The sequence below is a fragment of the Sphingopyxis sp. EU05-FHT14B03 genome (assembly GCF_058790875.1).
Map to the genome: position 1 here is coordinate 794,703 of NZ_JBYTDC010000001.1, position 26,035 is coordinate 820,737.

The 26,035-nt window shown below is 66.0% G+C and carries 15 protein-coding genes and 1 tRNA gene; 5 read left to right on the top strand and 11 right to left on the bottom strand.

Features of this window, described 5'->3' with window-relative positions; translation table 11 throughout:
* Nucleotide 1 precedes the first annotated feature (1 nt).
* The 6 genes from gspF to AC3WS4_RS03925 all read right to left on the bottom strand — a co-directional run bounded on the left by gspF (nt 2) and on the right by AC3WS4_RS03925 (nt 10,417).
* Nucleotides 2-1,219, bottom strand: a complete 1,218-nt coding sequence (gene gspF, locus AC3WS4_RS03900) for a type II secretion system inner membrane protein GspF (protein ID WP_492736377.1) — start codon at nt 1,217-1,219, stop codon at nt 2-4.
* Nucleotides 1,212-2,705, bottom strand: coding sequence for a GspE/PulE family protein (locus AC3WS4_RS03905; RefSeq protein ID WP_492736375.1), 1,494 nt, complete (start codon nt 2,703-2,705; stop codon nt 1,212-1,214). Before AC3WS4_RS03905 ends, gspF begins: the two co-directional genes overlap by 8 nt.
* A complete protein-coding gene (gene gspD / locus AC3WS4_RS03910; RefSeq protein ID WP_492736373.1) occupies nt 2,702-4,906 on the bottom strand; it encodes a type II secretion system secretin GspD in 2,205 nt (734 codons plus the stop codon). The genes AC3WS4_RS03905 and gspD overlap by 4 nt, the downstream gene beginning before the upstream one ends.
* Nucleotides 4,907-4,911: 5 nt before the next feature.
* The gene (locus AC3WS4_RS03915; RefSeq protein WP_492742636.1) at nt 4,912-5,778 is read right to left on the bottom strand and encodes a type II secretion system protein N; all 867 of its coding nucleotides are present in this window, start codon (nt 5,776-5,778) and stop codon (nt 4,912-4,914) included.
* A gap of 287 nt (nt 5,779-6,065) precedes the next feature.
* Nucleotides 6,066-8,768, bottom strand: coding sequence for a TonB-dependent receptor domain-containing protein (locus tag AC3WS4_RS03920; RefSeq protein ID WP_492736369.1), 2,703 nt, complete (start codon nt 8,766-8,768; stop codon nt 6,066-6,068).
* Nucleotides 8,769-8,857: 89 nt separating this feature from the next.
* Nucleotides 8,858-10,417 carry a beta-helix domain-containing protein gene (locus AC3WS4_RS03925; protein ID WP_492736367.1) on the bottom strand — a complete coding sequence of 520 codons (1,560 nt, stop codon included), beginning with the start codon at nt 10,415-10,417 and terminating at the stop codon, nt 8,858-8,860.
* A gap of 318 nt (nt 10,418-10,735) precedes the next feature.
* Between AC3WS4_RS03925 and AC3WS4_RS03930 the strand changes: the two genes are divergently transcribed.
* Nucleotides 10,736-10,822: transfer RNA gene (locus tag AC3WS4_RS03930), tRNA-Leu, on the top strand.
* A 281-nt stretch (nt 10,823-11,103) separates the two neighbouring features.
* On the opposite strand, the gene AC3WS4_RS03935 is transcribed toward AC3WS4_RS03930, so the two are convergent.
* Genes AC3WS4_RS03935 through AC3WS4_RS03950 form a run of 4 tightly spaced genes read right to left on the bottom strand, consistent with a single transcriptional unit; the run spans nt 11,104 to nt 17,329 of the window.
* Nucleotides 11,104-11,994 carry an enoyl-CoA hydratase/isomerase family protein gene (locus AC3WS4_RS03935; protein ID WP_492736365.1) on the bottom strand — a complete coding sequence of 297 codons (891 nt, stop codon included), beginning with the start codon at nt 11,992-11,994 and terminating at the stop codon, nt 11,104-11,106.
* Nucleotides 11,995-12,029: 35 nt separating this feature from the next.
* The gene (locus tag AC3WS4_RS03940; protein ID WP_492736363.1) at nt 12,030-13,550 is read right to left on the bottom strand and encodes an AMP-binding protein; all 1,521 of its coding nucleotides are present in this window, start codon (nt 13,548-13,550) and stop codon (nt 12,030-12,032) included.
* A 1-nt stretch (nt 13,551) separates the two neighbouring features.
* Nucleotides 13,552-15,105: an acyl-CoA synthetase gene (locus AC3WS4_RS03945; RefSeq protein ID WP_492736361.1), complete on the bottom strand. Its 1,554-nt coding sequence runs from the start codon at nt 15,103-15,105 to the stop codon at nt 13,552-13,554.
* 52 nt (nt 15,106-15,157) lie between these two features.
* Nucleotides 15,158-17,329, bottom strand: a complete 2,172-nt coding sequence (locus AC3WS4_RS03950) for a TonB-dependent receptor (RefSeq protein ID WP_492736359.1) — start codon at nt 17,327-17,329, stop codon at nt 15,158-15,160.
* Nucleotides 17,330-17,475: 146 nt separating this feature from the next.
* Between AC3WS4_RS03950 and AC3WS4_RS03955 the strand changes: the two genes are divergently transcribed.
* Together AC3WS4_RS03955 and AC3WS4_RS03960 are read left to right on the top strand one after the other, a co-directional pair.
* Nucleotides 17,476-18,258, top strand: a complete 783-nt coding sequence (locus AC3WS4_RS03955) for a FadR/GntR family transcriptional regulator (RefSeq protein WP_492736357.1) — start codon at nt 17,476-17,478, stop codon at nt 18,256-18,258.
* Nucleotides 18,259-18,330: 72 nt separating this feature from the next.
* A complete protein-coding gene (locus tag AC3WS4_RS03960) occupies nt 18,331-19,701 on the top strand; it encodes an MFS transporter (protein WP_187142358.1) in 1,371 nt (456 codons plus the stop codon).
* A gap of 36 nt (nt 19,702-19,737) precedes the next feature.
* Here AC3WS4_RS03960 and AC3WS4_RS03965 read toward each other — a convergent pair whose 3' ends face one another.
* Nucleotides 19,738-22,416 carry a LuxR C-terminal-related transcriptional regulator gene (locus AC3WS4_RS03965; RefSeq protein WP_492736355.1) on the bottom strand — a complete coding sequence of 893 codons (2,679 nt, stop codon included), beginning with the start codon at nt 22,414-22,416 and terminating at the stop codon, nt 19,738-19,740.
* A gap of 182 nt (nt 22,417-22,598) precedes the next feature.
* Between AC3WS4_RS03965 and AC3WS4_RS03970 the strand changes: the two genes are divergently transcribed.
* Complete coding sequence (locus AC3WS4_RS03970; RefSeq protein ID WP_492736353.1) at nt 22,599-25,181, top strand: TonB-dependent receptor; 2,583 nt, start codon at nt 22,599-22,601, stop codon at nt 25,179-25,181.
* A 76-nt stretch (nt 25,182-25,257) separates the two neighbouring features.
* Nucleotides 25,258-26,028: an SDR family NAD(P)-dependent oxidoreductase gene (locus AC3WS4_RS03975; protein WP_492736351.1), complete on the top strand. Its 771-nt coding sequence runs from the start codon at nt 25,258-25,260 to the stop codon at nt 26,026-26,028.
* Nucleotides 26,029-26,035 lie beyond the last annotated feature (7 nt).

Consider the following 26,035-nt stretch of genomic DNA (forward strand, 5'->3'; position numbering starts at 1 on the left):
ATTATAATCCGGCAAGGTTCTGCAACTGGAGGATCGGCAGCAGGATGGCGAGGATGATGAGGGCGACGCACGACCCCATAACGACAATTATGACAGGTTCGAGAAGCGCCATCGAGGCGGCGGTAAAACGGTCGAATTCGCGTTCGAGATAGTCGGCGGCGCGCTCGAGCATCTGCTCGAGCCGCCCGGCGCTTTCGCCGCTGGCGGTCATATAGACGAGCAAGGGCGGGAACACCCCGGCGTCGCGCAGCGCGGCCGACAGACCGCCGCCGGCGCGCACCTGGTCGACGATCGTCGCGGTCGCGCCCGCCAGCGCGGCGTTGCGGATCGTCGGCACGGTCAGGCGTAGCCCCTCGACGAGTGGCAGGCGGCTCGACACCATCGTCGACAGGGTACGCGCGAAGCGCGCCGCGTGAAGATCGCGGAGCAGGCGGCCGAGGAGCGGCAGACGCAGCAGCCGCGCATCGACCCGGGCCTTGAACGCCGGGCGGCGCATCGCGGTCACCCAGCCGAAGACCGCGGCGGCGAACAGCAGCGCGACCAGCCACCACCAGTTGGCGGCGAAACTGGAAATGGCGATCACCGCGCGGGTGAGGAACGGCAGTTGCTGGCCGGAGTCGGTGAATTGTTCGACCACGCGCGGGACGACGAAGATCATCAGCGCCGCAACGACGCCGATCGCGACGAAGGCAAGCACGATCGGGTAAGCAAGCGCAGCGATCAGCTTGCCGCGCACTTCAGCCTGGCGTTCGAGCAGGTCGGCGAGCCGCGCGAGGATCGTCGTCAGGCTGCCGGTGGTTTCGCCCGCGGCGACCATCGCACGGTACAGCGGCGGAAAACTGCCCGGCTGGCGCGCCATCGCATCGGCGAGGCGGCGGCCTTCGAGCAGGCCGGCGTGGACGTCGCCGACGACGACACGCGCACTCTCCGCTTCGCTCTGTCGGGTCAGCGTGCGCAGCGCTTCTTCGAGCGGCGCGACCTCGGCGAGTGTCGCGAGTTGGCGGGTGAAAAGCGCGAGTTCCTTGGCTGACAATTTGGTGCGGCGAAACGCGAACAGCGACCGGCCCGCCGCCGGCTTCGATCCCGCTGCCTCGACCGCGACAATATGAAACTTCCGCCGGACGAGATCGGCGCGCGCGGCGTCATCGTTGGCGGCGGTCAGCCGCCCCTTGCGCTCGCGGCCCTGCGGATCGATCGCCACATAGCGATAATCAGGCATCGATTTCCTCGCGCCGCGCGACGCGGATCGCTTCCTCGGCGGTGGTCAGTCCCTTGGCGACCATCGCCCGCGCCGCCGACGCGAGCGTTGGCGATTTGAGGAAGGCGTGCTTGACGATCATCGCCTCGTCGCCGCCATTAAAGATATAGCGGCGGACGGTCTCGTCGACTTTGATCGCCTCAAACACCCCGATCCGGCCTTTATAACCGGTGCCGCCGCAATGGTCGCAGCCCTTGGGCCGCCAGATGACGGTGCCAATGTCGAGTCCAAGCATCGCGGCAATGCTGTTGTCGGCCTGCACCGGTTCGCGACAATTTTCACAAAGTTTGCGCACAAGTCGCTGGGCGATGACCGCACGAAGCGTCGACGCCAGTAGAAAAGGCTCTACTTTCAAATCCTTGAGACGCGTTATGGCGCCGACAGCGTCGTTGGTGTGGACCGTCGAAAGGACGAGGTGACCGGTGAGCGAGGCCTGCACCGCGATATCGGCGGTCTCGCGATCGCGGATTTCGCCGACCATCACGACGTCGGGATCCTGGCGCAGGATCGCACGAAGCCCAGCGGCGAAATCAAGCCCGACCTTGGCGTTCACCTGCGTCTGGCCGACGCCGTCGACGGCATATTCGACCGGGTCCTCGACAGTCAGGATATTGCGCTGGCCGTCGTTGAGTTGCTTGAGCGCAGCGTAAAGCGTCGTCGTCTTGCCCGACCCCGTCGGGCCGGTGACAAGGATGATGCCATTGGGTTCGGCCAGCGCCTCGCGCAAGATCTGATCGGCGGCACCCGACAGGCCGAGGACGTCGAAATCGATCCCCGCCGCGTCCTTGTCGAGGATACGCATCACGACGCGCTCGCCGGCGCGGCTGGGCAGCGTCGAAACGCGGACGTCGACCGCTTTGCCCGCGAGGGTCAGCCCGATGCGGCCGTCCTGCGGAATGCGGCGTTCGGCGATGTCGAGCCGCGCCATCACCTTGATGCGGCTGACCACGACGGGGGCGACGTGCGGCGGCATGCGCAGATGCTCGCGTAGCACCCCGTCGGTGCGCATGCGCACGACGAGCCCGCTTTCATAGGGTTCGATATGGATGTCGCTGACACCCTGGCGCACCGCTTCGGCGATGATCGCGTTGATCAGGCGGATCGCGGGGGCGTCGTCGGCGCTGTCGAGCAGATCCTCGGCGCTCGGCAAGCTGAAATCCATGTCGCTGCCGTCGAGCGAACCCGCCATCGCCGCCGCCGAGGCATCGACGGCATAATGGTCCGACAGCAGCCGGTCGAAATCGGCGGCGTTGATGGTGGCGACGCGCAGCGGCTGCGCGAGGTGTCGTTTCACCTCGATCAACACCGCAGGGTCGGCGCCTTCGCGCAGGGTCGCAAGCCAGACGCCGCCCTCGCCCGGCGCGATGACGACGCCGTGGGTGCGGGCAAAGGCATAGGGAATGTCGACCGGCGCCGGGGGCGCGGCGATCGGTTCGTCTTCGGTCACGGATAGTCTCCCGGCGGCGGGGCGGGGGCATTCGAGATCGAGGGCGGCACATCGGTCGTCGTGACGCTGCCGTCGGGGCCGCGCAGCGCCGGCAGATCGACCGGGCCGACGGTGATGTCGGTCGCGGTCGGCGGCGACGGCGGGGTGGCGCCCATATAGTCACGGACCAGCGTGTCGAGCGCGGGTTCCTCGTCGGGATTGCGGCGCAGTTGGGTGTCGCGAATATAGCCATAGCGGCGCGCGGTGAGCGCGGCGTTGTCCTCGCGGTTGCGCAGGATCGTCGGGCGGATGAAGACCATCAAATTGGTCTTCGAGCGTGAACGGCTGCGCGATTTGAACAATTCGCCGATCAGCGGAATGTCGCTGAGCAGCGGTATCCGTTCGATCGTCTTGCGCTCGTCGTCGTTGAGCAGCCCGCCGATCGCGAGGATTTCGCCGTCGTCGACCGTCAGCACCGTTTCGAACGAGCGCTTGTTGATGATCAGGTCGCCGTTGCGCGACGAGACGGGTCCCGCGACGCTCGACACTTCCTGACGCAGGAAGAGTTTGACCTCTCCGGCGCCGTTTACCTGCGGCGTGACGTCGAGCTTGATGCCGACCTCCTCACGCTGGACGGTGCGAAAGGCGTTGTCGAAATTGTCGCTGAGCGCTTCACCTGTTGTGATCGGCACTTCCTGGCCGACGAGGAATTTCGCCGCCTGGTTGTCGAGCGTGACGATGTGCGGGGTGGCCAGCAGGTTCGACGTCGTGTCGGACTTCACCGCGTTGATGATCGCCCCGAACACCGTATTCTTGCCGATGTCGCCCGCAAATCCCGCGAACCCGCCGGTCGCGGTGAGCAGCGATGCCGCCGCCGCTTCCTGCAGGCTGTTGCCGAGCGAGCTGTTCGTTTGCGTCACCGTGGTGTTGCCGTTCACCGTCGTCGTCTGCTGCGACAACTGGTTGGCGGCATAGGCCCCGCCGAGCGTCAGGATGTTGGGCGAGGCGTTGCCGTAGCTGGTCGCAACGAAGGGAATATTCTTGCCGCCGAGCAGGAACTGGACGCCGAGCTGTTTCGCCGCATCGTCGCCGATCTCGACCACGATCGCCTCGACCAGCACCTGCGGCCGGCGGCTGTCGAGCTGACGGATCAGTTCGCCGAGCATGCGCTGGACGTCGGGGTTGGCGGCGACGATGATCGCGTTGGCGCCTTCGTAGCGGGTGACGATCGCGGGGCCGCGCGTCGCGATGCTGCCGCTCCCGCCGCCGCCGGTCGAGACGGGCGCCGCCGCCGGGGCCGGGGCGGCCGTCGATGCGCCGTTGCCGCCAGAGGACGAGGACGAGGACGCCGCCGGCAGACCCGCCTTCTGCGCCGGATCGCTGCCGCCGCCGATGAGCTGCTGGATCGTCGGGAGCAAGGTTTCGGCGTTGGCATGGTCGAGCCAATAGACGCGCAGTTCGGTGCCGCCCGCCGCCTTTTGATCGAGGTCGTTCGCCATCTGGACGAAGCGCGCGACGAGCGCCTGGTCGCCGCGCAGCGCGATGGCGTTGCTGCTGTCGATCGGGACGATCGCGACCGGCGCCTGCGCGCCCTCCCCCGCCGCCGGCGCGAGCGCCTGAAGCGCGGCGGCGATTTCGCGCGCGCCGGCATTTTTCAGCGTCACGATCTGGCTTGTCGTGCTGTCGCGGTCGATGCTCGACGCGAGCGCGCGGATGCGGCGGATATTGTCGGCGAAGTCGGCGACAACCAGGCTGTTGGCGTTGCGGTTCGCCGTCAGCGAACCCTGCGGGCTGACCAGCGGGCGCAAAGTCTCGACCGCGGCGACGGCGTCGATGTGGCGCAGACGAATGATTTCAGTGACGAACTGGTTCTGCGCCGCGCGGTCGCTGCCGATGCGGCCGGGCTGCGACGCCGCGCCGTCGATCGGCTGGATACGATAGCTGCCGTTCGGTCCCGATACCGCGACGAGACCGTTCGAGCGCAAGGTGGCGAGGAAGATTTCGAAATATTCGCTGCGCGATAGCGGGCGGTCGGTGACCACCGACACCTTGCCGTTGACGCGCCCGTCGATGACAAAGGTGCGCCCGGTGATCCGCGCCGCATCCTGGATGAAGGCGCGGATGTCGGCGTCGCGGACGTTGAGCGTATATTGCGCAAGCGCGGCGGTCGGCGTCGCCGAAACCAGTGCGGCGGCAAGCATCAGGGACAGTTTGAGGCGCATATACCCTACTTCGAAACAAAAATGGCGATCGGGACGACGTTGGCACCGCGCTCGACTTCGAGCGAGAGGCGTGCCCCCGGTGTGATTTGATTGGCGAGCGCGGCGGCATCGCCCGCCGAGCCGATCGGGCGGCCGTTGACGCCGCGAATGACGTCGCCCGGACGCAGGCCCGCGGCGCGGAAGGCGGCGCCGTCGCCCTGCGGCTGAACGACGACCCCGGTGACGCGGCCGTTTTCGCTGCGCGGTGCGAAGCCGACGCCGCTTTTCAACGCGGCGGGCGAAAGTTCGCCGGCAACCGCATCATTGGCAGGCGCCGCCCCGACCTCGGGGGTCGGCGCGGGCAGCGGAGTCGCGGGCGTCGCAACCGGCGCCGCGCCGCTCTGGTCGAGGAACAGGCTTTCGCGCGCACCGCCGCGGTCGAGCAGCACATGGTCGAAGGCGACCCCGACGAGCTTCACCCCCGGCCCGATCTCGTCGCCCACGGCATAGCTGTTCTGGATACCGTCCTCGGCAGCGATGATTGCCGATCCGCCGCCGGTCGCTTCGTTGATGTTGACGCCGAACAGCGTCAGGCCGAGAGCGGTGACCGTCGCCGAGGCGGGCCCCTGTCCGCCGGTCCGGAAAAAGGGATCGAAGCTGGTGAAGAGCGCGCGGCGCTCGGCAGGCGAGGCGATGACCGCGGTCTGCGGCTGCCAGGCGCCAAGCGGCGACAGGGGTGTCACGATCGTCCAGAGCAGGCGCACGACCTGCACCGCGAGCAGCAGCGCCAGCAGGCCGACGACCAGCATGGGCCAGACCGCGCGTGGCGAGCGCTTGCCGCTGCGCAGCCATGCGGGCAATCCGCGCGGCAACCGAACGGCCGATCCGGACATCAGCGTCGCCATGAAAACCTGTTTATCCCCCGCATCACCATGGTGCCTCGCGAATCGCCTAGGGGCGATTGGTGACAATCAGCTGACGGGAAGATTACAGTTTTTTGACAGTCGGGCGAGTCCGGCCTGTGGCGGCTCGCCGTATCTATCTTCCCGGTGCCGCAGGCATTGGGAGGTGGCAGCCCGAAGGGCTGACGGAGGGGCTTTGACGCAGCGTCGATGCCCCTCCACCACGCCCTTCGGGCGCGGCCCCCTCCCCACCGCTTCGCGGCAGGGAGGATGTTTCATCAGAATTTCAGCGACGCGCTCAGCGAGAAGCTGCGGCCGATTTTGTAGCGGTTGAAGAAGATCCGGTTGTCGCCGAACTCCTGTACCTCTTCATAATTGCGGCCCGTGAGATTGCGCGCCTCGAACTTCAGTTCGATTTCCTTGTTCAGCAGATTGATGCCCTGCCGCGCGACGAAATCGAGCGAAATCCCCGGCTTTTCGCGCAGGTCGGGCTGGCCTGAGGGACCGCGGCTGGTGACGCGCGGGCTGGCATAGGTCACGAGCAGGGTCTGCTGCGACAAATGGTCCTGATCCTCGAGCCCGATCTGGAAATTGACCAGATGGTCCGACTGGCCGGTGAGCGGCGAGCCGTCGAAGAAGAAGTTGCTCGCATCCTGCACCACGCCGTTGATCGTCGTGGTATCGCCCGCCGCGACCGAGATGTCGGACTGGGTATAGGTATAGTTGCCGATCAATACGAAGCGGCGGCTCGACCAGAAAGGCGCATCCGACAGCGTGTCGAGCGGGAAATATTTCTGCAGTTCGAACTCGACGCCATAAAGCGTCGCCTTCGGCGCGTTGGCGTAGCTGGTGTTGACCGAGGAGTCGGAGATCGAGGTATAGGCCTCGATCGGATTGTCGATGGACTTGTAGAAGCCCGCGACCGTCAGGCGCTGATCCTTGGCGAAATACCATTCGTACCGCGCTTCGGCGTTCGTCAGCCGGCTGTCGGTCAGCGACGGGTTGCCGCGGAACAGACGGTTCGATTCGGGATCCTGATAGACCTGCGCCACCAACTCACGAAACTGCGGGCGGGCGATCGTCTTCGACCCGCTAACGCGCAGCTGCATGTCGGGGGCGACTTCCCAGGTCAGGGTGACCGCGGGCAGCCAATAGTCGTTGTTCAGGTTCGTATCGACGATCGACGACGCGCCCGAATTGAACAGGTCGATCGGCGACACCGTCTGCTTGGCATCCTCGTACCGGACGCCGGCGTTGATGTTGACGCCCGACAGCAGTTCGGCCTGTACCTGCGCATAGCCGGCATGGGTGGTCAGCGCCGCGTCGAACGCCGCGGTGCCGTCCTGCGCCGAGGTTTCGAGCAGCGTGATGTCATAAAGCTGGATCGACGCGTCAGAGAGCAGATAGTCGGGGCGCAATTGCTGCACCGGGATCGGCAGGTTCGAGGCGCGATACTGGAAGGCGCGGCGCACCGAGGTACGGCTGGTATCGCTATAAGCATAGCCGACGGTCCCGGTGATGCGCGGGGCGATTTCGTAGGACAGGTCGACGCCGCCCGACCACAGATCTTCGTTCAGGTCGGAAAAGGCGATCGTCGCGTCGCCCTTGTTGCCGCCGAGGTCGTTGACGAACTTGTCGCCGACGGGGTCCTGCGCGGTCGGCAGATTGGTGCGGACATAGGTGAAGCTGCGTTCATAGGGCGCTTCGCGCTGCGAATTGGCATAGGCGCCGCGCAGGTCGAGCTTGAGCCGGTCGAAATGGAATTCGCCGACAAACTGGGTGTTGATCAGCTGGCGTTCGTACCACGCCGTGTCCTGCTTCATGATGTCGCGACCCGACTGGTTCTGGTCGGTGCCGAGCGCGAGACGCGCCTGCTTGAGGGTGTCGCGGATATAGAGGTTGGTCCAGCGCAGCTTGTGATCGCCGATCTCGAGCCCGAAGCCGAGCAGGCCGTTGACGACGACGCGATTGTCGGTGACGACGCGGTTGTAGCTGGTCTGCGGATCGCCCGACAGGTCGGCCTCGACCGAGGTCTGCTGCAGCGTGTCGCGGGTGCGCCACTTGTTGCTGATCCCCGCCGTCGCGATGATGCCGAGTTCGCCGTCGGCCATCGGGATGGTCAGGCCGCCGGTGACGCCCGCCGACCAGTTGACCGGGATATGGTTGTTCTGTTGCAGCAGCGTCGTCGGCGCATTGACGAGGTCCATGGCGATCGCTTCGAGATCGTCCTTGCTGAAATCGGCGCCCTCGATGATCGGCTTGCTGCTGGCAAAGGCCGCGGCGAGCGACTTGGGCACATCGCGGGTGCCGTCGTCGAAACCCGTCCAGTCGGCGTCGCCGCCATAATAGGTGTAGCCGAGTTCGTTGGTCGTCTCGCTGTCCCAGCCGATGCCGCCCGAGAAGGTCAGGAAATTCTCGCGCGGGGTCGACTTGGTGGTGAGGTTGATCACGCCGCCGCCGAACTCACCGGGGAAGTTCACCGAATAGCTTTTCTGGACCAGCGTCGAATCGATGACGTTCGACGGGAAGATGTCGAGCGGGACGACGCGCTTCAGCGGTTCGGGGCTCGGCAGCGGCGAACCGTTGAGCAGCGCGAGCGAATAGCGATCGCCGAGGCCGCGGACATAGACGAAGCCGCCGCCGACGACCGACAGGCCGGTGACGCGTTGGAGCGAACCCGAGATATCGCCCTCACCGGTGCGCGCGATGTCGGCGGACGAAAGGACCGACACGACCTCGGGGGTCGCGCGGACGACATTGGGGGTATAGCGGCCGGTGACCACGATTTCCTGATCGGAACCGCCGGGGATCGACACATCGGGCTGATCGTCGTCGGCCGGCGCCGGATCGGCGGCATCGGCGGTCGGCGGCGTGGCTTCGGTGCTCGAACCCGCGGGTCCGGCGTCCTGTGCCAGTGCGGCCGGTGCGACCAACGCCGACGAGAGGAGCAGCATGCTGGCGAAAATCGACCGTTTGGTCATGGCCCTAAAAACCCCTATAATTCGGATGATAAGCGGGGCGGGGCGCGCCCCGATGGTGCGCCCCGCCCCAATTCAGGTACGAAGGCGCGTCAGACCGGGATGAGCGTGCACGCGGCGCTCGACGAACCGAAGCTCGCGGTCGCGCTGTTGCAGGTCCAGCCGGTGAAGCGCGTGTCGCTGGCATCGCGCACCGCGCCGACATAGCCCGCGTTCACGAAGAAGGCGTTGATCGGAACCGGGTTGAACGCCGGGCGGGCGGTTTCGGTGGCGCCGTTGATGAACACGTTCGACAGCGTCGGGACATAGGTCGAACTGTTGTTCGTGCCCCCGTTGAAGATCGTCGCGACCTGATCGTTGGTGACGCCGCTGGTGCCAAGGAAGGCGCTGGCGCCGCCGCACTGCATGTTGACCGAGTCGAACTTCGGCGGCCCGGCTTCGTCGGCACCCGTGGTCTGGATCGTCGTTGCCGAGTTGATGCGGACGCACGAGATGCCGGGCGCCACGATCAGACCGTTCATCAGGCGATAGTCGGCGCCGCCGCGGATCAGCACCGACGCGGTGTTGCCCGCCGCATTGGCGCGGTGGATGAAGGTGAAGTTCGACAGCGCGACATTCTGGCGCGGGGTGGTGTCTTCATTGCCGTTCGAGTCGATTTCGAGCATCGAGTCGCCGACGGTGCCGCCGGCGCGCTGTACCGCGAGCAGGAACTGGACATTGCCCTTGTAGCCGACGTCGGTGTCGAGACCGTCATCCTCGGCGCCGGTGATCGCCAGGTTGCGCATGTTGACGCGGCCGCCGAACACTTCGATGCCGTCGTCCGAGCTGTTGTGGACCTGGATATTTTCGATCGTGGTGCCCGAACCGACGCCCGACGGGGTCAGGCCCTGCAGTTCCTTGTCGGCGCTGAGGATGAAGCCCGAGTAGCGGATCTGGACATAGGACATGCGGCCCGAATTGTCGGCCGGCTGCGCGCCGCCATAAAGCGCGTTCGACGTGCCTTCGGTGTCGCGTTCGCACGCGGCGGTGCCCGGCGTGGCGCCCGGCGCGAGGCAGTCGGTGACCGGCGCACGGCCGAGCAGGACGACGCCGCCCCACAGCTGCGAGGTATTGTCGTCGGCCGAACCGACGACGTTGCCGCGACCCGTGAAGATGATCGGCTGCGACGGAGTGCCGACGGCGTCGATGCGGTTGCCGCGATTGACGACCAGATAGGAAACGCCGGTCGCGCCGAAGATGGTGACGCCCGGATCGATCGTCAGCGTGACGTCGGTGTTGGTGCTGGTCGCGCCCTGGTCGGTGCCGACATCGACGCGGCCGGGGAGCGAGTAAATGACGCCGGCGACCTTGGGGATCGCGGTCGAGGCGGTGAAGCGCGCGGGGAAGCCGCAGTTGCGCCAGGTACCCTGCGGACCGGTGATGGTGCCGAGATCCGACAGCGCGGGGCCGGCGATGCTCGGGCAAGCGGCGGCAGGGGTGACGCCGGTCGGGGTCGGCGTGGGGGTCGGGGTCGGCGTGGGGGTCGGGGTCGGCGCCGGGATCACGATGACGCCTTCACCGGGCGAAGCGACACCGTCGGCACCGCAGGCGGCCAGAATAGAACAGGCCACGCTGCTGAGCATGACCAAACGAACGCGCGCGAAAGCCGCCATGAAATTCTCCGTTATCCGCTGTGCGCCGCCGGATCGGTCGGCGCCCCTGCTGAAAAATCACCGGCCGGTTCGAGAGGAGTGCCCCGCCGCGCCCCCGGTGACGCCGCCACTAGGGTGATTCGGTGACGGTCTGACGCCAGAGCGATGACATTTGAGTGACTCTTTGGAGTCGGTTTCGTGACAAGCACCAAAGCGCGTCACGCGACTTGTTCGCAGCTGCGAAAATAAATGCGGCACAGCTTGCTTGCATCGTCCGAAAAGCTTTGCTAGGCGCCCGCTCCTACCCGGAGCCGGACCCATTCGGCCCCATCATGATGTGCGGTCGTGGCGGAACTGGTAGACGCGCAACGTTGAGGTCGTTGTGGCCGAAAGGCCGTGGAAGTTCGAGTCTTCTCGACCGCACCACTCAGTCCTGCGGGATCTGGGAAATCAGGCATCGGAGAGATTGCAGCCGCAACGCGGCGCAGCTCCGGGCGCTTTACCGATCGACGGCCGTTCGAACCGAACCCCTCCATGGGCCGGCGCGCGCCCTCGCCCATCTGATCAGCCGGACACGAACCTGCCCTCTCGGCCGTGCCAGCGATGAGGACGCTCGATCGTCCTCAAGCGCTGCGCGTCATGCTCTGCGATTGCCCGTGTCGACATGATCGACCATTGCCGACAGGCTAGGCGACAAAGCCCCGGGTTCAACGCGCGCCCTGCGTCCATCGCGGCCTTCGCTTTTCGATAAAGGCCATCGCCGCCTCGCGATGGTCGGGATGGGCGCGTGCCAGCAGAAAATTATCGCTTTCGATTTCGATCGCCTCGTCTCTCGAGACCGTGGCGGCCGCCCGAAAATTCATCTTCACCTGCGCAAGCGCCATAGGCGACATCGAGGCGATGTCTTGCGCGAGCGTCAGCCCGGCTTGCTGAAGACCATCATCGGCATGAACCTCGGCAATCAAACCGAGCGCCAGGGCCTCGCTTGCCGAAAGCCGCTTGGCCGACAGCGCGAAATAGAGCGCCCTCGAAGGTCCCAATATCCTGTTGAGGCTCCAGCAGGCCGCGAGGTCACCTGCCAGGGCGATCCGGGGATAAGCGAAGGCGAATTTGGCGGCGTGGCTCGCGAGCCGTATGTCGCAAGCGGCGGCCAGCGCCAGCCCGCCCCCTGCCGCGGCGCCGTTCACGAGCGCGATCGTCGGCTTGGTCGATCTCATGAGAGCCAGACATCCCGACGCCGACTGTGCAAGGAGCGTTCTGGTTTCCGCGTCGGGCCGCGCCGCGTCGAGCCCGGCAATCAAACCGCCAATGTCGCCGCCAGCCGAAAATGTCTTGCCGCTGCCGGTCAACAGGATCGCGCCGACGGCGTCATCGCTTTCGGCGTCGGCGATGCTGCTGTGAAGGGCCAGGCCGAGTTCGGGCGACACGGGATGCCGGCCGCAATCGCTTTCCAGCGTCAGTTTGAGAACGCGGCCGTGGCGCGATTTGGAAAGAGAGGTGGTACTGGTCATGGCCTTCCCCGCCTTTGGATGCGTATCAGATGGAGCCGATCGTCGATCCCGTCGTCCAGACGCACGCAAAAAATTGCCGGCGAGCACCGCTCGCCGGCAAGGTTGGATGCTCGCTATATCCATCACCCCGCAAGACGCAGCATATGCTTCAGCACTTTGCCGGTCGCATTGCGGGGCAGTTCCGTCACGATCGTCAGGCGTTCGGGGGTCTTTTGTTTCGCGATGCCCGCCGCGGCGAAATGCGTGCGCAGCCCCTCGAAATCGAGCGTGGCGCCGGGCTTCAGCACGACGCAGGCGCGGACGATCTCACCCATCCGGTCGTCGGGCGCCGCGACCGCCGCGGCGTCGGCAATCGCCGGATGCGTCAGCAGCACCGCTTCGACTTCCTTCGACGAGATATTCTCACCCCCGCGGATGATGATGTCCTTCTTGCGGTCGGTGATGTGAAGATAGCCCTCGGCATCGAGGCGGCCGATATCGCCGGTCCGGAACCAGCCCCCCGGCAGGAAAGCCGCGTCGTTCAATACCGGGTCGAGGTAGCCGAGAAACAGGTCCGGGCCGCGGGTGCAGATTTCGCCCTCTTCGCCGGATGCGACGTCGACGCCTGCGTCGTCGACGAAGCGGAGCGTCGTGCCGGGCGTCGGCCGCCCCTCGGTATGGAGTTGCTTTTCGACCGGATCGTCGACCACGCCCGAGGTGACCGTCGGATGTTCGCTCGAACCGTAACAATGATAGACGGCAAGGCCCTGCGCCCGGCACCGTTCGACCAGCGACGCCGGAACCGGCGCCGCGCCGACCAGATATTGCTCGAGCGACGACAGGTCACGGCCCTCGGCTCCCGCCGCGGCGATGGTGCCCGACAGGTGAAAGGGCGTTCCCGACGATGTCGTCACCCGGTGGGTCTCGATGAGGCCGGCGGCGACCGCGGCGTCCCAATGATCCATCAGGACGAGCGGCACCGCGTCGCACAGGAAGCGGTACATCGCCAAGGCGCCCGCGACATGGCCCGGCGGCCAGGGCGAGAGCACGACCTCCAGCTTCCCCCGCGCCCGCAGCGCGCGCATCGAGGCGAGCTCGGCCAGCATGCCCGCAGCCGAATGCATGACCCCCTTCGGCGCCGCGGTCGTTCCCGAGGTATAGACGAGCAGCGCCATGTCCCGCGGATCGCACGGCACCGGATCGGCAATCACGCCCTCGGCCGTGAGCCGGTCGAACACCGGCCCGACGGCCACATGATGCCGCAGCGCCGGGAGCGCACCACAGGTTCCGATCAGCGCGGCAAAATCGACGCCGCGAAAGCGTTCGGGGGTGAACAGCCATTTCGCACCCGACTGGCGCAGGATGAAACCCAGCTCGGTCGCGCCATAGATGGTCACGATCGGAAGCAGTACCGCGCCCGACTGCGCGGCGGCGACCGCAACGACCAGCCATTCGCGCCAGTTGGGCAGCATCGCGGCGACGACGTCGCCCTTCGCGACCCCGGCATCGGAGAGCCGCGTCCCCATCCGTCGCCCCGCCGCCACGACCTCGGCCAGCGTGGTATGGCTCGGCTGCCCGTCCGACGCGACGACGAGCGGCGTGCCCGGCGCGCGGGCCTCGGCTTCCAGGATCGCCCCGATCAGGCTGCCGGGCACCGCCGCCATCTCAGGCGACCCGCCGTGCGAAACCCGCCCAATAGCGTTCGCGAATCTCGCGCTTGTAGAGCTTGCCGGTTTCGTGGCGCGGCAGCTCGGCCTCGAAATCGATGCTGCGCGGGCATTTGACCGCGCTCAACCGTTCGCGGCAATAAGCGATCAGCTCGGCCTCGAGCTCGGGTCCGGCATCGGCCGGGTCGCGCGGCTGGACGACGGCCTTCACCTCTTCGCCCATCTCGGCGCTCGGCACGCCGATGACCGCGACATCGGCGACCTTCGGGTGGACGGTCAGCAGATTCTCGATCTCCTGCGGATAGATGTTCACCCCGCCCGAGATGATCATGAAGCTCTTGCGGTCGGTCAGGAACAGATAGCCGTCGGCGTCGAGATAGCCAATGTCGCCGAGCGCCGACCAGCCCGGCTCGGTCGGGTGCCGCGAATCGCGCGTCTTCTCGGCATCGTTCAGATATTGGAAGTTCCAGCCGCCCTCGAAATAGATCAGCCCCTGCTCACCGGCTGGAAGCTCGCGCCCCTCGTCGTCGCAGATATGGATCGTGCCCCAATCGGCGCGGCCGACCGAACCCTTCTTGCGGAGCCATTCCTCCGAGGTGATGAAGGTCGAACCATTGCCTTCCGAACCGCCATAATATTCGTAGATGATCGGCCCGAGCCAGTCGATCATCCGGTCCTTGACCTCGATCGGGCAAGGCGCGGCGGCGTGGATGACATGGGTCAGCGACGAGACGTCGGCAGCGACCCGCTCCGCCTCGGGCAGGCGCAGCATGCGCAGGAACATCGTCGGCACCATCTGGGTCACCGTGACCCTATAGGTCGCGATCGCGGCAAGCGCGGCCTCGGGGGTGAAGCGCGGCATCAGCACGACGGTCGCGCCCAGCCGCTGCGCGGCGGTCGAGATCGCGAGCGGGGCGGTATGATAGAGCGGCGCCGGCGACAGATAGACGCTGTGCGGGCCCGTGCCGTAACGGGCGGCCTGCCGTTCGGCGAGCATATGCGGCTCGGTCGCCGGTCCGCCCGTCAACGGCAGGCGAATGCCCTTTGGCCGCCCGGTCGTGCCCGACGAATAGACCATATGAAAGCCCGCGCTTTCGTCGGCGATCGGATCGGCCGGAAAGTCCGCGATGGCATCCCAGCCGGGCAGCGTTCCGTGCCCCGCACCCAGCGCATAGATATGCTGCAGATCCGGTGCGCTTGCGCTTGCGACGTCGAGGAAGGCGCCCAGTTCGGCGATGTCCCCGCTCGTGACCAGCAACCGCGAGCTCGAATCGCGCAGGATATAAGCGACCTCCTCTACCGTCAGCTTGGTCGAAATCGGGGTGATATAAAGGCCGGCGCGCTGCGCGGCCCAGTAGATCTCGTAATATTCGAGGACATTGGGAAGCCAGATCGCGATGGTATCGCCGGCCTGGATGCCGAGGCTACGCAGGAAATGCGCGCCGCGGTTCGCGCGCTGCTCGAGCGTGCCATAGGTCAGGGTCTCCCCCGTGTCCGACCGGATCGCGGCGGCCTGATCGGGGTTGCGGGCGGCGTGAATTCTGGGATGCATCGACGATCCTCTAGGCAAAGGCGCCGCGCGGCTCGCGCGCGGCGCCCCCATATCAGAAATTATAGCTGGCGGAGATGCCGTAGGTGACCGGCTGCGCCCAGGCGATCGCGTCGCGCGCCGACGATTCCGACCGCGAGGTCGCATATTTGGTGTCGGTCAGATTGCGGCCCCAGATCGACAGGCGCAACTGATCGTTGGGCGAATAGGAAATGTCGGCGTCGACCGTGAAGTAGGACGGCTGCGAAATGCGTTCCTGGAACGAATAATTGATCTTGCTCGACCAATAGGGGCGCACGCCGAAGCTGATCTTGCTGCCGCCCGCGAGTTCGAGGTGATAATTGGCCCCCGCGCTGATGGTGAACTCGGGCGCGCGCAGCAGCTTGTTGCCGCTGGCATCGACGTTGACCTGGGCGTTGCCGCAATTGAGGTCAGGGCATGGCGTGCCGTTCGTCAGCGTTGTCCGCGGGAAGAAGGCGGGGGCACCGGGGAAGCTCTTGAAGCGCGCGTGCGTCCAGGCGAATCCCGCGCGCAGGTCGAAATTGTCGGCGGGACGCCATGTCGCATCGCTCTCGATCCCGTGGACGCGCGCACGCGCCGCGTTGAACAGCCGGCTGACCCCCGACGTATAGTCATAGGCGGTCACCTGGATGTCTCGATAATCATAGTGATAGGCGGCGATGTTGAAATCGATCGCACGGCTCGCCGATTTGAAGCCGGCTTCATAAGCGGTGATCTTTTCCGGACGCACCGGCGTGGTGCTCGGCGACGACAGATTATAGGTGCCGCTCTTGAAGCCCTGGCTGAACGTCGCATAGACGTTACTGCGCGGCCCGACGTCGACGCGGAGGCCCGCGCGCGGCGTCCAGCTGGTATAGGTGACGTCGGTATCGACGGTATAGGCGCCGCCCGGAAAGCCGCGCTGGAACCCGCGCTTTTCCTTGCTGTAGCGCAGCCCGGCGATGAGCGACACCGGGCCCAGGTCATAGGTCCCGTCGGCAAAGCCCGAGATGCTGTTGCTGGTGATCCGCGCGCGATAGAAGGGGTTGCCGTTGAGGCGCCAATTCTCCGATCCGGCGGCATTCCAGTAATAATAGAGGCCGGCGACCCACGAGAAATCGCCACCGGACGGCGAGGTCAGGTTGATTTCCTGGCTGAAGCTTTCGTTGAACTGGTCGTAGGTCGCGAAGGACGACGGCGCGTAGCTCGAATCCAGGTCGGCGTCGATGAAGTCCTGTTCGTCGATATAGCCGCTGATCGTGTTGAGCGTCGCAAAGCCCAGGTCGATCTCGCTGCGCAGCGACACCGTGTTGACCTTCGCTTCGATCCGCGTCGCGATTTCCTGCGACGACGTGCCGCGCTCGACGGCGATCGGTCCCGAATTGGCGAAGTTCCGCCCCACCGAATTGCCGTTGAGCGTCGTGTAGGTCAGCCCCGACGGATCCTTGGTTTCGGTATGCGACGCCGCGAGGATGAACCGCACCGCGTCGCTCGGCTCGAAAAGCAGCTTGCCGCGAATGTCGAAGCTCGATTGCTCGCCCCGACGCTCCCCGGTCCGCAGGTCGCGGATGAACCCGTTGGTATGGCGGCGATAGACCGAAATATCGGCGGCGAGGGTGTCGGTGAGGCCGGTCGAGGCGTAGGCGCTGAGCTTATATTCATTAAAGCGACCGAAGCTCGCGAACGCCTTGCCGGTCGGCGTGAAGGACGGAGTCAGCGTCGTCAACAGCAAGGCGCCGCCGGTCGCGTTGCGGCCGAACAGCGTGCCCTGCGGCCCCTTCAGCACCTGCACCGATTCGAGGTTGACCAGGTCGAACATCGCGCCCGTCTGGCTCGCGAAATAAACCCCGTCGACATAGACGGCGATGTTCGATTCGGCACCGCCGCCCTGGACGCTCGCGCCGATTCCGCGCACCGTGGGCTGCACATAGGCGCCGGTCTTGTTGATCAGCACGCCCGGTGCCTGCCGCGTCAGGTCCTCGATCCCGTTGACTCCGGCCTGGGCCAGCGCCTCGCCGCTGATCGCGACGACCGACGCCGGGACATCGACGAGACGTTCCGAGCGGCGCTGCGCGGTCACGATGATGTCGCCATCGCCCGCTGCGGCTGCGCCTTCGTCGGGCGCCGGGCTGGCGACGGAGGTTTCGTCGTTCATCTGCGCCGCGGCCGGCGCGGCGACCGCGAGCGTGGCAGCAATGCCGGCAATTCCCAGAACCGTCTTCGTCATCGTCTCTCTCCCATCCTGCCGGTCAACCACGCCGGCTTGGCGTGCTTCAAATGCCATACGCTCTAATTGTCAAGCGATTTAGATTTAATCGCTATCGATATGTCATAGTGTTTGTCACATTCGACCGGCGACCTTATGGCTCTGCAATGACCGACCAGGATTTGATCGAAAACGAAGCGAACGGCGGCCACAAGGCGAGCGTCGCCGAACGTGTGGCCGAAGAGCTGCGCGAGGAAATCGCCGCCGGTGAATGGCCGATCGGCGCGATGCTGCCCGCCGAGCATCAACTGATGCAGCGTTTCGAAGTGTCGCGCCCGTCGTGCCGCGAGGCGCTGCGCATCCTGCAATCCGAAGGACTGGTTCGCGTCGAGCGCGGCAGTCGTGGCGGCGCCCGGGTCCGCGAACCCGACGCAGCGCGCCTCGCTTCCTATTGCACGGTCTTTCTGCAGATGCGCAACGCGACGATTTCCGAAGTCTTCGAAACACGCATCGTGATCGAAACCGCGGCGGTCGCATCGCTGACGCGCAACGTCACGCCGGCCATTCTGTCCGCACTGGCGCAGAATGCGGCGTCGCAGCGCTACCTTGTCCACGACCGTCCCGAATTCTATGCCCGCGGCCGACTCTTCCGCGAAACGCTGGTCGAAAATTGCGGCAGCGAGACGCTGCGGTTGATGGGCCTGATGATCGGCGGGATCGCCGACCGCCAGTTGTCGCTGCTGTCGGTCCGGCTGCCCCACCATCCGCAACAGGTCGAACGCTATATCGCGGCGATCGGGGTGAAGGAGGAGATGATTGCCGCGATGGAACGCCGCGACGCCGACACGGCGGCGGACCTGTGGCGGCTTTACCTTCGGCGCTATCTCGAAAACCTTCAGGAAATCACGCCCAACTCGCTCCGGAAACTCAAGCCTTTTCCCTTCGAGTGAGAAATCGCTTTCGCATTTAATCCATATCGCTAACATATAAAAGAAAAGCGCTAGCGAATGGGATGAGAGACAATGCGGTACGACGCGTCGGTTGATGAGGAAGCGGGTCCCCGCGACGACGATGCGGCGGTGCAGGGCTATCCGCCGGCGTCGCGTGCCTGGGCCAGCACCGCCCTGATGACGTTGCTGTTCGCGATGGCCTATCTCGATCGCCAGATCGTATCGTTGATGGTCGAACCGATCAGCACCGAATTCGGCGTCGGCGATTTCGAGATCAGCCTGCTGCAAGGGTTCGCCTTCGCGCTCTTGTTCGCGGTCTGCGGCTTGCCGCTGGGCCAGGCCGTCGACCGGTACAAGCGCCGCTACATCATCCTCGGCGGCGTCATGATATGGTCGATCGCGGCGATGTCGTGCGGGCTGGCTCAGAATTTTGAGCAATTGCTCTTCGCGCGCATGTTGGTCGGCGCGGGAGAGGCGGCGCTCGCCCCGGCTTGCTATTCGCTGCTGGCCGATCTTTTCCCTCGCCGCAAGCTGACCTTTGCGATCGCCGTTTTCATGCTGGGGGCGCTGCTCGGCGCCGAGCTTTCGCTCGCCATCGGCGGCACCATTCTCGAACTGGCGAAAGATGGCGTCGACCTGCCCCTGCTCGGGCCGACGGCCGGATGGCGGTTCGCCTTCATCGTGACCGGCCTGCCGGGCATCTTCATGGCATTTCTCGCGCTGTTCATTTATGAACCCGCCCGTCCGAAAATCGCCCAGACGCAACATCGGGGATGGGGCGAAGTCTATGACTTCATCCGCGCGAGGAAGCTGTTCTTTTTCGTCCAGATCCTTGGGTTCTCGGTGGTCATGGCGCTCGTCTACGCGCGGCTCGCCTGGACCCCGACCTTCATGATGCGCAGCTTTGGCTGGAGCGTCAGCGAGACCAGCTATGCGCTTTCGACCTACGGCTTCATCGTCGGGGCGTGCTGCCTGCTTCTGGGTGGCCGGGTCGTCGATCATCTGTTCCAGAAGGGCCTGCACGACGCGCATTTCCGATATTATGTGGTAGGCGGGGTGGTGCTGGCGCTGCTCGGCAGCGCCGCCTATCTCTCATCGAGCCCGAGCGGTTATTTCCTCGCGATGGCACTCCCCTCCTTCCCTCTCGCCATGGGGGCGATCGGCGCGTCGGCGATCCAGATGGTCACCCCTGCGCCGCTGCGCGGGCGGGTCTCCGCAGTCTATCTGTTCGCGGTCAGCATCATCGGGATGTCTGCGGGCCCTGCGATCGTCGGCTATATGACCGACCATTGGTTCGGAGACCCCGCCGCGATCGGGATGTCGCTCGCCCTTACCTTCGGTGCCTGCGGAACGATCGTCACCATCATCTTCTTGTGCGGACTGCGCGCCATGCGTGCGGCTGTCGGCGAGGCCGAAGCAGCGGGCGCTTCGGCCAGCCATTGACACCGGCAGGCCAGCGCGTCCGGCCTAGGTTATGCGCTAGCGCGCGGCGCTCTCGATCAGCTTCAGTCCCAATGTCGTCGCGTTGAGCACCGCTTCCTCGCGGCTCGTCGCGCGCAATTTGCGCATCACATTCTTGAGGTGCCATTTCACGGTCTCGGGCGCGAGCTGCAACGTGCGCGCGATTTCCTTGTTCGACTCGCCGGCATTGAGCGCGCTCAAAATCTCGATCTCGCGCTCGGTGAGGAAGGAAAAGGCCTCGCCCGGCGCGGGCACATGCGCGCCTTCGAGCGCCGGATCGTGCCGCGCCGGATCGGCGAGCTTGAGCAAGGCGAGGAAACAATCCGAGCTATAGGCCTCACTGCAGAAATTCTGCACCGCGCGCACCCCGGTGACGTCGAGCACGTCGACGATCGTGCGGCGGAAGCCGACGCTCGCGGCGTGGTTGAGAAAACGCACCGTTTCGAGTTCGACCATCTTGTCGCAGCGGCCGCTGAGCTGCGGCAGGATGTTGAACAGCGTTGCCGAGGCGCGCAGTTCGGCATCGTCGGCGTTCGACGCCAGCCGCAGCAGTCGCTCGGCGACCGTCGTCAGCCGCGGCCGGTCGCCCTGTGCGATCGCTTCATAGGCGCGGGCTTCGGACAGCAGGGCAAAGGCGCGGCCCTGCGCCGACAGCGGATCGATCACCGCAGCTTCCTCGTCGGCGATCGCCACCACCGCTTCGGCATCGATCGTCGGCGGCAGCCGCAACCGCGCGCGTTCGACGATGCAAAGCGCCTTGAGCGGCAGCCAGCCTCGCTTGAAGGCAAGCAGTTCGGCACGGTCGGTCAGGGCCGCGGCCTCATCGGTCCGCCCCATGCTCGCCGCGACGCGGATCGCGACGAGGAAGGCATGGGTCACGGCATCCTGGAAGGCGCTGTTTTCGAGCAATGGCAGCGCCGCATTGGCCAGCGCGGCAGCGGCCAACGGATCGTCGCGCTCGTAACAACAGCGCGCCAGCGCGGCATCGACCAGCGCGGCGGCGAGATTGGCACCGGCAGCGGCCCTTTGCGCATCGCGCAACAGCCGCTCGGCCTCACCGAGCTGCCCCAGCGCCCGCGATGCCGCCGCGCGCGCGCAGACCGCCATCGCCAACGGCAGGTCGAGCGGTTGTCCCGCGCCGCGCAGCATCAGCGGACGAACCGAATCATGGACCAGCCCGAACAGGCCGCGTCGCGATGCCCCATGGGCGCGCATCGCGCGTAGCATTGCGACCGCAAAATCGGACAGATCGTCGGGCGCGGCGAGAAGCCGGTCGCAGGTCTCGGCGACTTCGTGGATCCGGTCGCCGGCATAGGCCCGATTGAACAGGGTGATGGCGGCGGCCTCCGCCTCCTCGCCGTCGGCCGCCAGGATGGCGACGTCCGCATAAGGGCGCGCGGTGAGCACCGAAAGCCAGGCATCGGCGACGCGAAGGCCCGCCGTTTCGGCGATATGTTCGGGCGCCAGCCGACCCATCCAGTCGGCCACCCGGCCAATCTCGCCGCGCGCCAGCATCGGCATCGCGATATGCGCCAGCAACCCGGCGGCCAGCGCCGGATCGCCACCGGCAAGTGCCTGATCGACAGCTTCGCCTTTCATCCCCTGCGCGGCATAATGACGTGCGGCGACGCGGTGCAACTGCGCCCGGCTGTCGCGATCGACGCCGCGCAGCAATGCGGCGCGAAAGGCGGGATGAAGTTGGTAGCCGCCACCGCCGTCGTCGACCGGCTCGACGAACAGCCCCCCGGCGGCGAGATCGCGTAACAGGCCAGCGGCATCGGCATCGCCGCTGAGCAATCGCGCTAGATCGGTATCCAGTTTCGGGGCGACCGCAACACGGCCAAGGAAGCGAAGCTTCGTTTCGGACAATTCGCTCACAAGCGTCGCAAGATGCGCCTCGATCCGGCCGGTCAAGCCGTTCCAGTCGCGATCGCGGGAAAGCGCCTCGCCCTGTTGTGCCGCCAACCGCGCCCCGGTCGGCCAGCCTTCGAGCAGGGCGCTGAGCGACACATGGCCCTGCGCATCGAGCCTCACCCCCGCACCTTGCAGGAAAGCACGCAGCATCTCGCCCGTCAGCGCGAGGTCGGCGCGGCCGATGTGGAGCGCCATGCCGCGCCGTTCGGCCGCCTCGATCGCCACCGCCGGTATCGCGCGGCTCGCGAGCACCAGCCGCAATTGCGCGGGCGGATGGCGAAGCAGCCGGCCCAGCACATCGAGCGCATGGGCGTCGCCCAGCCGGTCGATGTCGTCAAGGACAAGCAGCAGCGGCTGGTTGCCCGCGTCTATCTTTTCGGCGAGCGCATCGGCGAGTTCCGCCGCCGGCGTCGGTTCGGCTCCGTCGTCCGAAACCGCATCGCCGCGCGCCAGCATCACCGCCCGAACCATTCGCTCGACGGCGCCCGCAGCATCGCCGTCGGCTTCGAAAGATAGCCAGGCCGTGTCCCAGCCCGCTTCCTGCGCCTCGGCAAACAGCGCCGCGCAAAAGGCGGTCTTGCCATAGCCGGCCGGCGCACGAACGACACACAGTTCGTGGGCCGCCAGCCTGTCGAGCCAAGGCCGCATGGAATCGAGTCCGACAAGATCGGGCGGAAAGCGCGGCGGCACATATTGGCGACGGACGAAACGCGGCCGGTCGGCAGGCGGCACCGCGCGCAGCAGCGCCTTCGCTTCGATCCTCGATCCCGATTGGACGGTCATGCGTGTGCCCCTCCCTTATTCCCACTGGCTACGCCGCGCGAGGCCGCCCGGCAAGCGGCGCGCAGCCATCCCCCCCATCGCTCCCCCCGCCGCTTGGCCTGTCGCCGCGACCGCCACCGCCATAGCCTCCTTCCATCGACGGCCCCGCAAAGAACCGGGTCGCGATCCTTGGGAGAGACGATATGACCAAGAAAGCATTTCTGGCGACCTGCCTGTCCACCACCATGCTGATCGGCTGGCATGGTGCCGCCTTCGCCCAGGACACCGCGGCGCCGCAGACCGAAAGCGGCGGCATCGCCGAAATCGTCGTCACTGCGCAAAAACGCGCGCAGAATTTGCAGGACGTTCCGGTAGCAGTCTCGGCGCTCGCGGGCGACGAACTCGAATCGCGCGGGGTCAGCGAAACCTCCGACCTTCAGGGCTTTGTTCCCAGCCTCCAGATCACGACGCCCTATGGCCGCACCCAGCCGAACTTCTCGCTGCGCGGCGTGTCGGTGGCAAACGAGTTTTCTGCCTCCACCGCGTCGCCGGTCGGGGTCTATGTCGACGAAGTCTATCAAAGCTTCCGCGCCAGCCACGGCCAGCAGCTCTACGACCTCGAACGCGTCGAAGTGCTGCGCGGACCGCAGGGCACGCTGTACGGCCGCAACACCACCGGCGGCGCGATCAGCTTCTTCAGCAACAAGCCCCAGCTTGGCGCGAGCAACGGCACCCTGACCGTCGGCTATGCGAATTACGACACCAAGACGGTCGAAGGCGCTCTGGAGGCCACACTGGTCCCAGACAAGCTCGGCATCCGTTTCGCAGGCACCTTTGCGAAAGGCGACGGCTGGCAGTTCAATCCCATCCAGAACCGCGATGTCGGCACGACCAACACCGTCGCCGGGCGCGTGTCGCTGCGCTGGAAACCCTCGGACACCGTCGACATCAACCTGAAGGGCTATTTCGCGCGCGACAATCCGCTCGCGCCAAACCCCTATGCCCTCGGCCAGCTCGCGGGCGGGCGCGACGTGCTCGGCTATTCGCGCTTCGATCCGGCGCAGAATGGCGGCGCGCCGCTCGGCAAGAACGAGGTCGCGGCCGACACCGGCGGGCGCTATTTCACCTCGTCGCGCGGTGTCGCCCTCAACATCGCGGTCGAACTTAGCGACACCGTCTCGGTCACCTCGATCACCGGTTACGACGGCGGAAAATATCGCAATTCGCCCTTCGATTGCGACGGATCGCCGAACAGCGTCTGCGCGCTGCGCTACAATTCTGTCAGCCAGAATTTCAACCAGGACCTGCGCTTCAATTACAAGGGCGACCGGCTCAATCTGGTGGCCGGCCTCTACTATGGCGTCGACAAGATCGACACGCGCAACGAGATCGATTTCTTCGGGGTGCTGAAACCGATCCTGCTCGGTGCGGGGGTACCGACCTCCTTCTTCAACGCCCCGGTGTCAGCGCCGCAGGCGGCGGCGATCATCCCGGCGTTCGCGGCCAACCCGGCGCTCGATCCGACCAACCCCGCCAATTGCTCGGCGGTGCCGACGGGCAACCCCAACGGCTTCCTCGACGCACGGTCGCTGATCGCGCTGCTCACCGATATCCAGGTCAATAATTCGGGCGGCGGCGGGTTCGGCGGCGCGATCTCGGCGGCGTGCCGCGCAGCGGGCGCCCCGCCCTTCGGCCCGATCAGCGGCGAGCAGAGCTACACGATCAAACGACCGTCGGCGGCGATCTATTTCGACGGCAGCTATGACCTGACCGACGCGCTGACCGTCAGCGTCGGCCTCCGCTACACGATGGACAAGGTCAAATATCAGAACGGCCGCACGGTGCTTTACGACCTTGGCGGCACGATCCGCGCCAGCACCATCCCTTACACCTTCCCCTACAACCCGAACGCTCCGGCGCTCGAACAGAATGAGAAGGCGAACCGCCTGACCGGCCGCGTTAACATCAGCTATGACTTCGCCGACGATATGATGGGCTATCTCAACTACAGCCGCGGCTATCGCAGCGGCAGCTTCAACGGCCTCGCCTATCAGGGCACCAATCAGGTCTATTATATCCAGCCCGAGCAGATCAACGCCTATGAAGGCGGGCTCAAGATGCGCTTCCTCGACCGCCGGGTGCAACTCAATCTCGCGGGCTTCTATTACGACTATAAGAACCATCAGGTGACGCAGGTCATCGGCGCGACGACCTTCACCCGCAGCGCCAACGGGCGCCTCTATGGCGGCGAGGCCGAACTGACGATCCAGGCCGCCGACTTCCTGCGCTTCGACGCGTCGATGAGCCTGTTGCGCAGCAAATATAAGGGCAATGTGATCGACCCGACCGACCCGTCGAGCCCGACCCGCAACGTCAACGGCAACCCCTTCCCCAACGCCCCGCGCACCACCTTCTCGGCAGGGGTCGACTGGGACGTGATCGACAGCGGCGACAACAAGCTGACGCTGCGCGCCGATGCCGCCTACACCGGCAAATATTATTTCGACCCGTTCGGCGACTATGGCCAGAACCCGTGCGACCGCGCCGGCGCGCCCGGCAACGTTCGCCCCGCCGGTCCTGCGATCACCTGTGGCAACCCCGGATACTGGCTCGTCAACAGCCGGCTCACCTTCGAGCATGGCAATTATGCCGCCAGCCTGTGGGTCAAGAATCTGACCAACAAATTCTACTACAGCTACGGGCTCAATATCGACATCTTCGGTCTCGACTATCTCAATCGCGGTACCCCGCGCACCTATGGCGTCGAGCTGACGGCGAAGTTCTGATCGCTTACCCCCGGGGACCGGCGGGCACCCCTCCTCCCGCCCGCCGGTCCCACCCCGACCAGGCAAGGAGCATCCGATGATGCGGTTTACAGGCAAGAGCGTGCTGATCACCGGCGCCGCGCGCGGCATCGGGCTGGCGGCGGCACAGGAATTCGCCCGCGAGGGCGCGTCGGTGACGATCACCGATATCGACGGCGACGAGGCGGAGGCTGCCGCCGCCGCAATCCGCGCCGAGGGGCACAAGGCCGAGGCGCGGCGGCAGGACGTCGCCGACGAGGCCGCGTGGGACGCGCTGATCGCCGATATTGTCGCGCACGAGGGCGGGCTCGACATCCTCGTCAACAACGCCGGCATGGGGTTCCTGAAATCGGTCGTCGATACCAGCCTCGGCGAATGGCAGCGGCTGATGGCGGTCAATCTGGAGAGCGTTTTCCTCGGCACCCGCGCCGGGATCGCGGCGATGAAGGACAAGGGCGGTGTCATCGTCAACGTCGCCTCGATCGCCGCCAATGTCGCCGAGCCGCTCTTCCCCGCCTATAACGCCAGCAAGGCCGGGGTCGCGATGTTCACCAAGGCCGCGGCGGTCGATTGCGCGCGCAAGGGCTGGCCGGTGCGCATCAACTCGCTCCACCCCGGCTATTGCGAGACCAAGCTGGTCGCCGACGCGGTCGGCAGCCTTGGCGACGCCGCCGGCGATTTTGCGGCGGCGACAGTCGGCGCGATCCCGCTCGGCCGGATGGCGACGACGCGCGAAATCGCCCGCCCGCTGCTGTTCCTAGCCAGCGACGATGCCGCTTACATGTGCGGCAGCGAGCTGATCGTCGACGGCGGCTACACCGCGATCTGATCTCCAA

Coding starts and splice junctions, on each gene's coding strand:
- AC3WS4_RS03950 (WP_492736359.1), bottom strand. CDS start 17,329: ATGACGAAGACGGTTCTGGGAATTGCCGGCATTGCTGCCACGCTCGCG.
- AC3WS4_RS03960 (WP_187142358.1), top strand. CDS start 18,331: ATGCGGTACGACGCGTCGGTTGATGAGGAAGCGGGTCCCCGCGACGAC.
- AC3WS4_RS03955 (WP_492736357.1), top strand. CDS start 17,476: ATGACCGACCAGGATTTGATCGAAAACGAAGCGAACGGCGGCCACAAG.
- AC3WS4_RS03920 (WP_492736369.1), bottom strand. CDS start 8,768: ATGACCAAACGGTCGATTTTCGCCAGCATGCTGCTCCTCTCGTCGGCG.
- AC3WS4_RS03940 (WP_492736363.1), bottom strand. CDS start 13,550: ATGGCGGCGGTGCCCGGCAGCCTGATCGGGGCGATCCTGGAAGCCGAG.
- gspD (WP_492736373.1), bottom strand. CDS start 4,906: ATGCGCCTCAAACTGTCCCTGATGCTTGCCGCCGCACTGGTTTCGGCG.
- AC3WS4_RS03915 (WP_492742636.1), bottom strand. CDS start 5,778: ATGTCCGGATCGGCCGTTCGGTTGCCGCGCGGATTGCCCGCATGGCTG.
- AC3WS4_RS03970 (WP_492736353.1), top strand. CDS start 22,599: ATGACCAAGAAAGCATTTCTGGCGACCTGCCTGTCCACCACCATGCTG.
- gspF (WP_492736377.1), bottom strand. CDS start 1,219: ATGCCTGATTATCGCTATGTGGCGATCGATCCGCAGGGCCGCGAGCGC.
- AC3WS4_RS03965 (WP_492736355.1), bottom strand. CDS start 22,416: ATGACCGTCCAATCGGGATCGAGGATCGAAGCGAAGGCGCTGCTGCGC.
- AC3WS4_RS03925 (WP_492736367.1), bottom strand. CDS start 10,417: ATGGCGGCTTTCGCGCGCGTTCGTTTGGTCATGCTCAGCAGCGTGGCC.
- AC3WS4_RS03975 (WP_492736351.1), top strand. CDS start 25,258: ATGATGCGGTTTACAGGCAAGAGCGTGCTGATCACCGGCGCCGCGCGC.
- AC3WS4_RS03945 (WP_492736361.1), bottom strand. CDS start 15,105: ATGCATCCCAGAATTCACGCCGCCCGCAACCCCGATCAGGCCGCCGCG.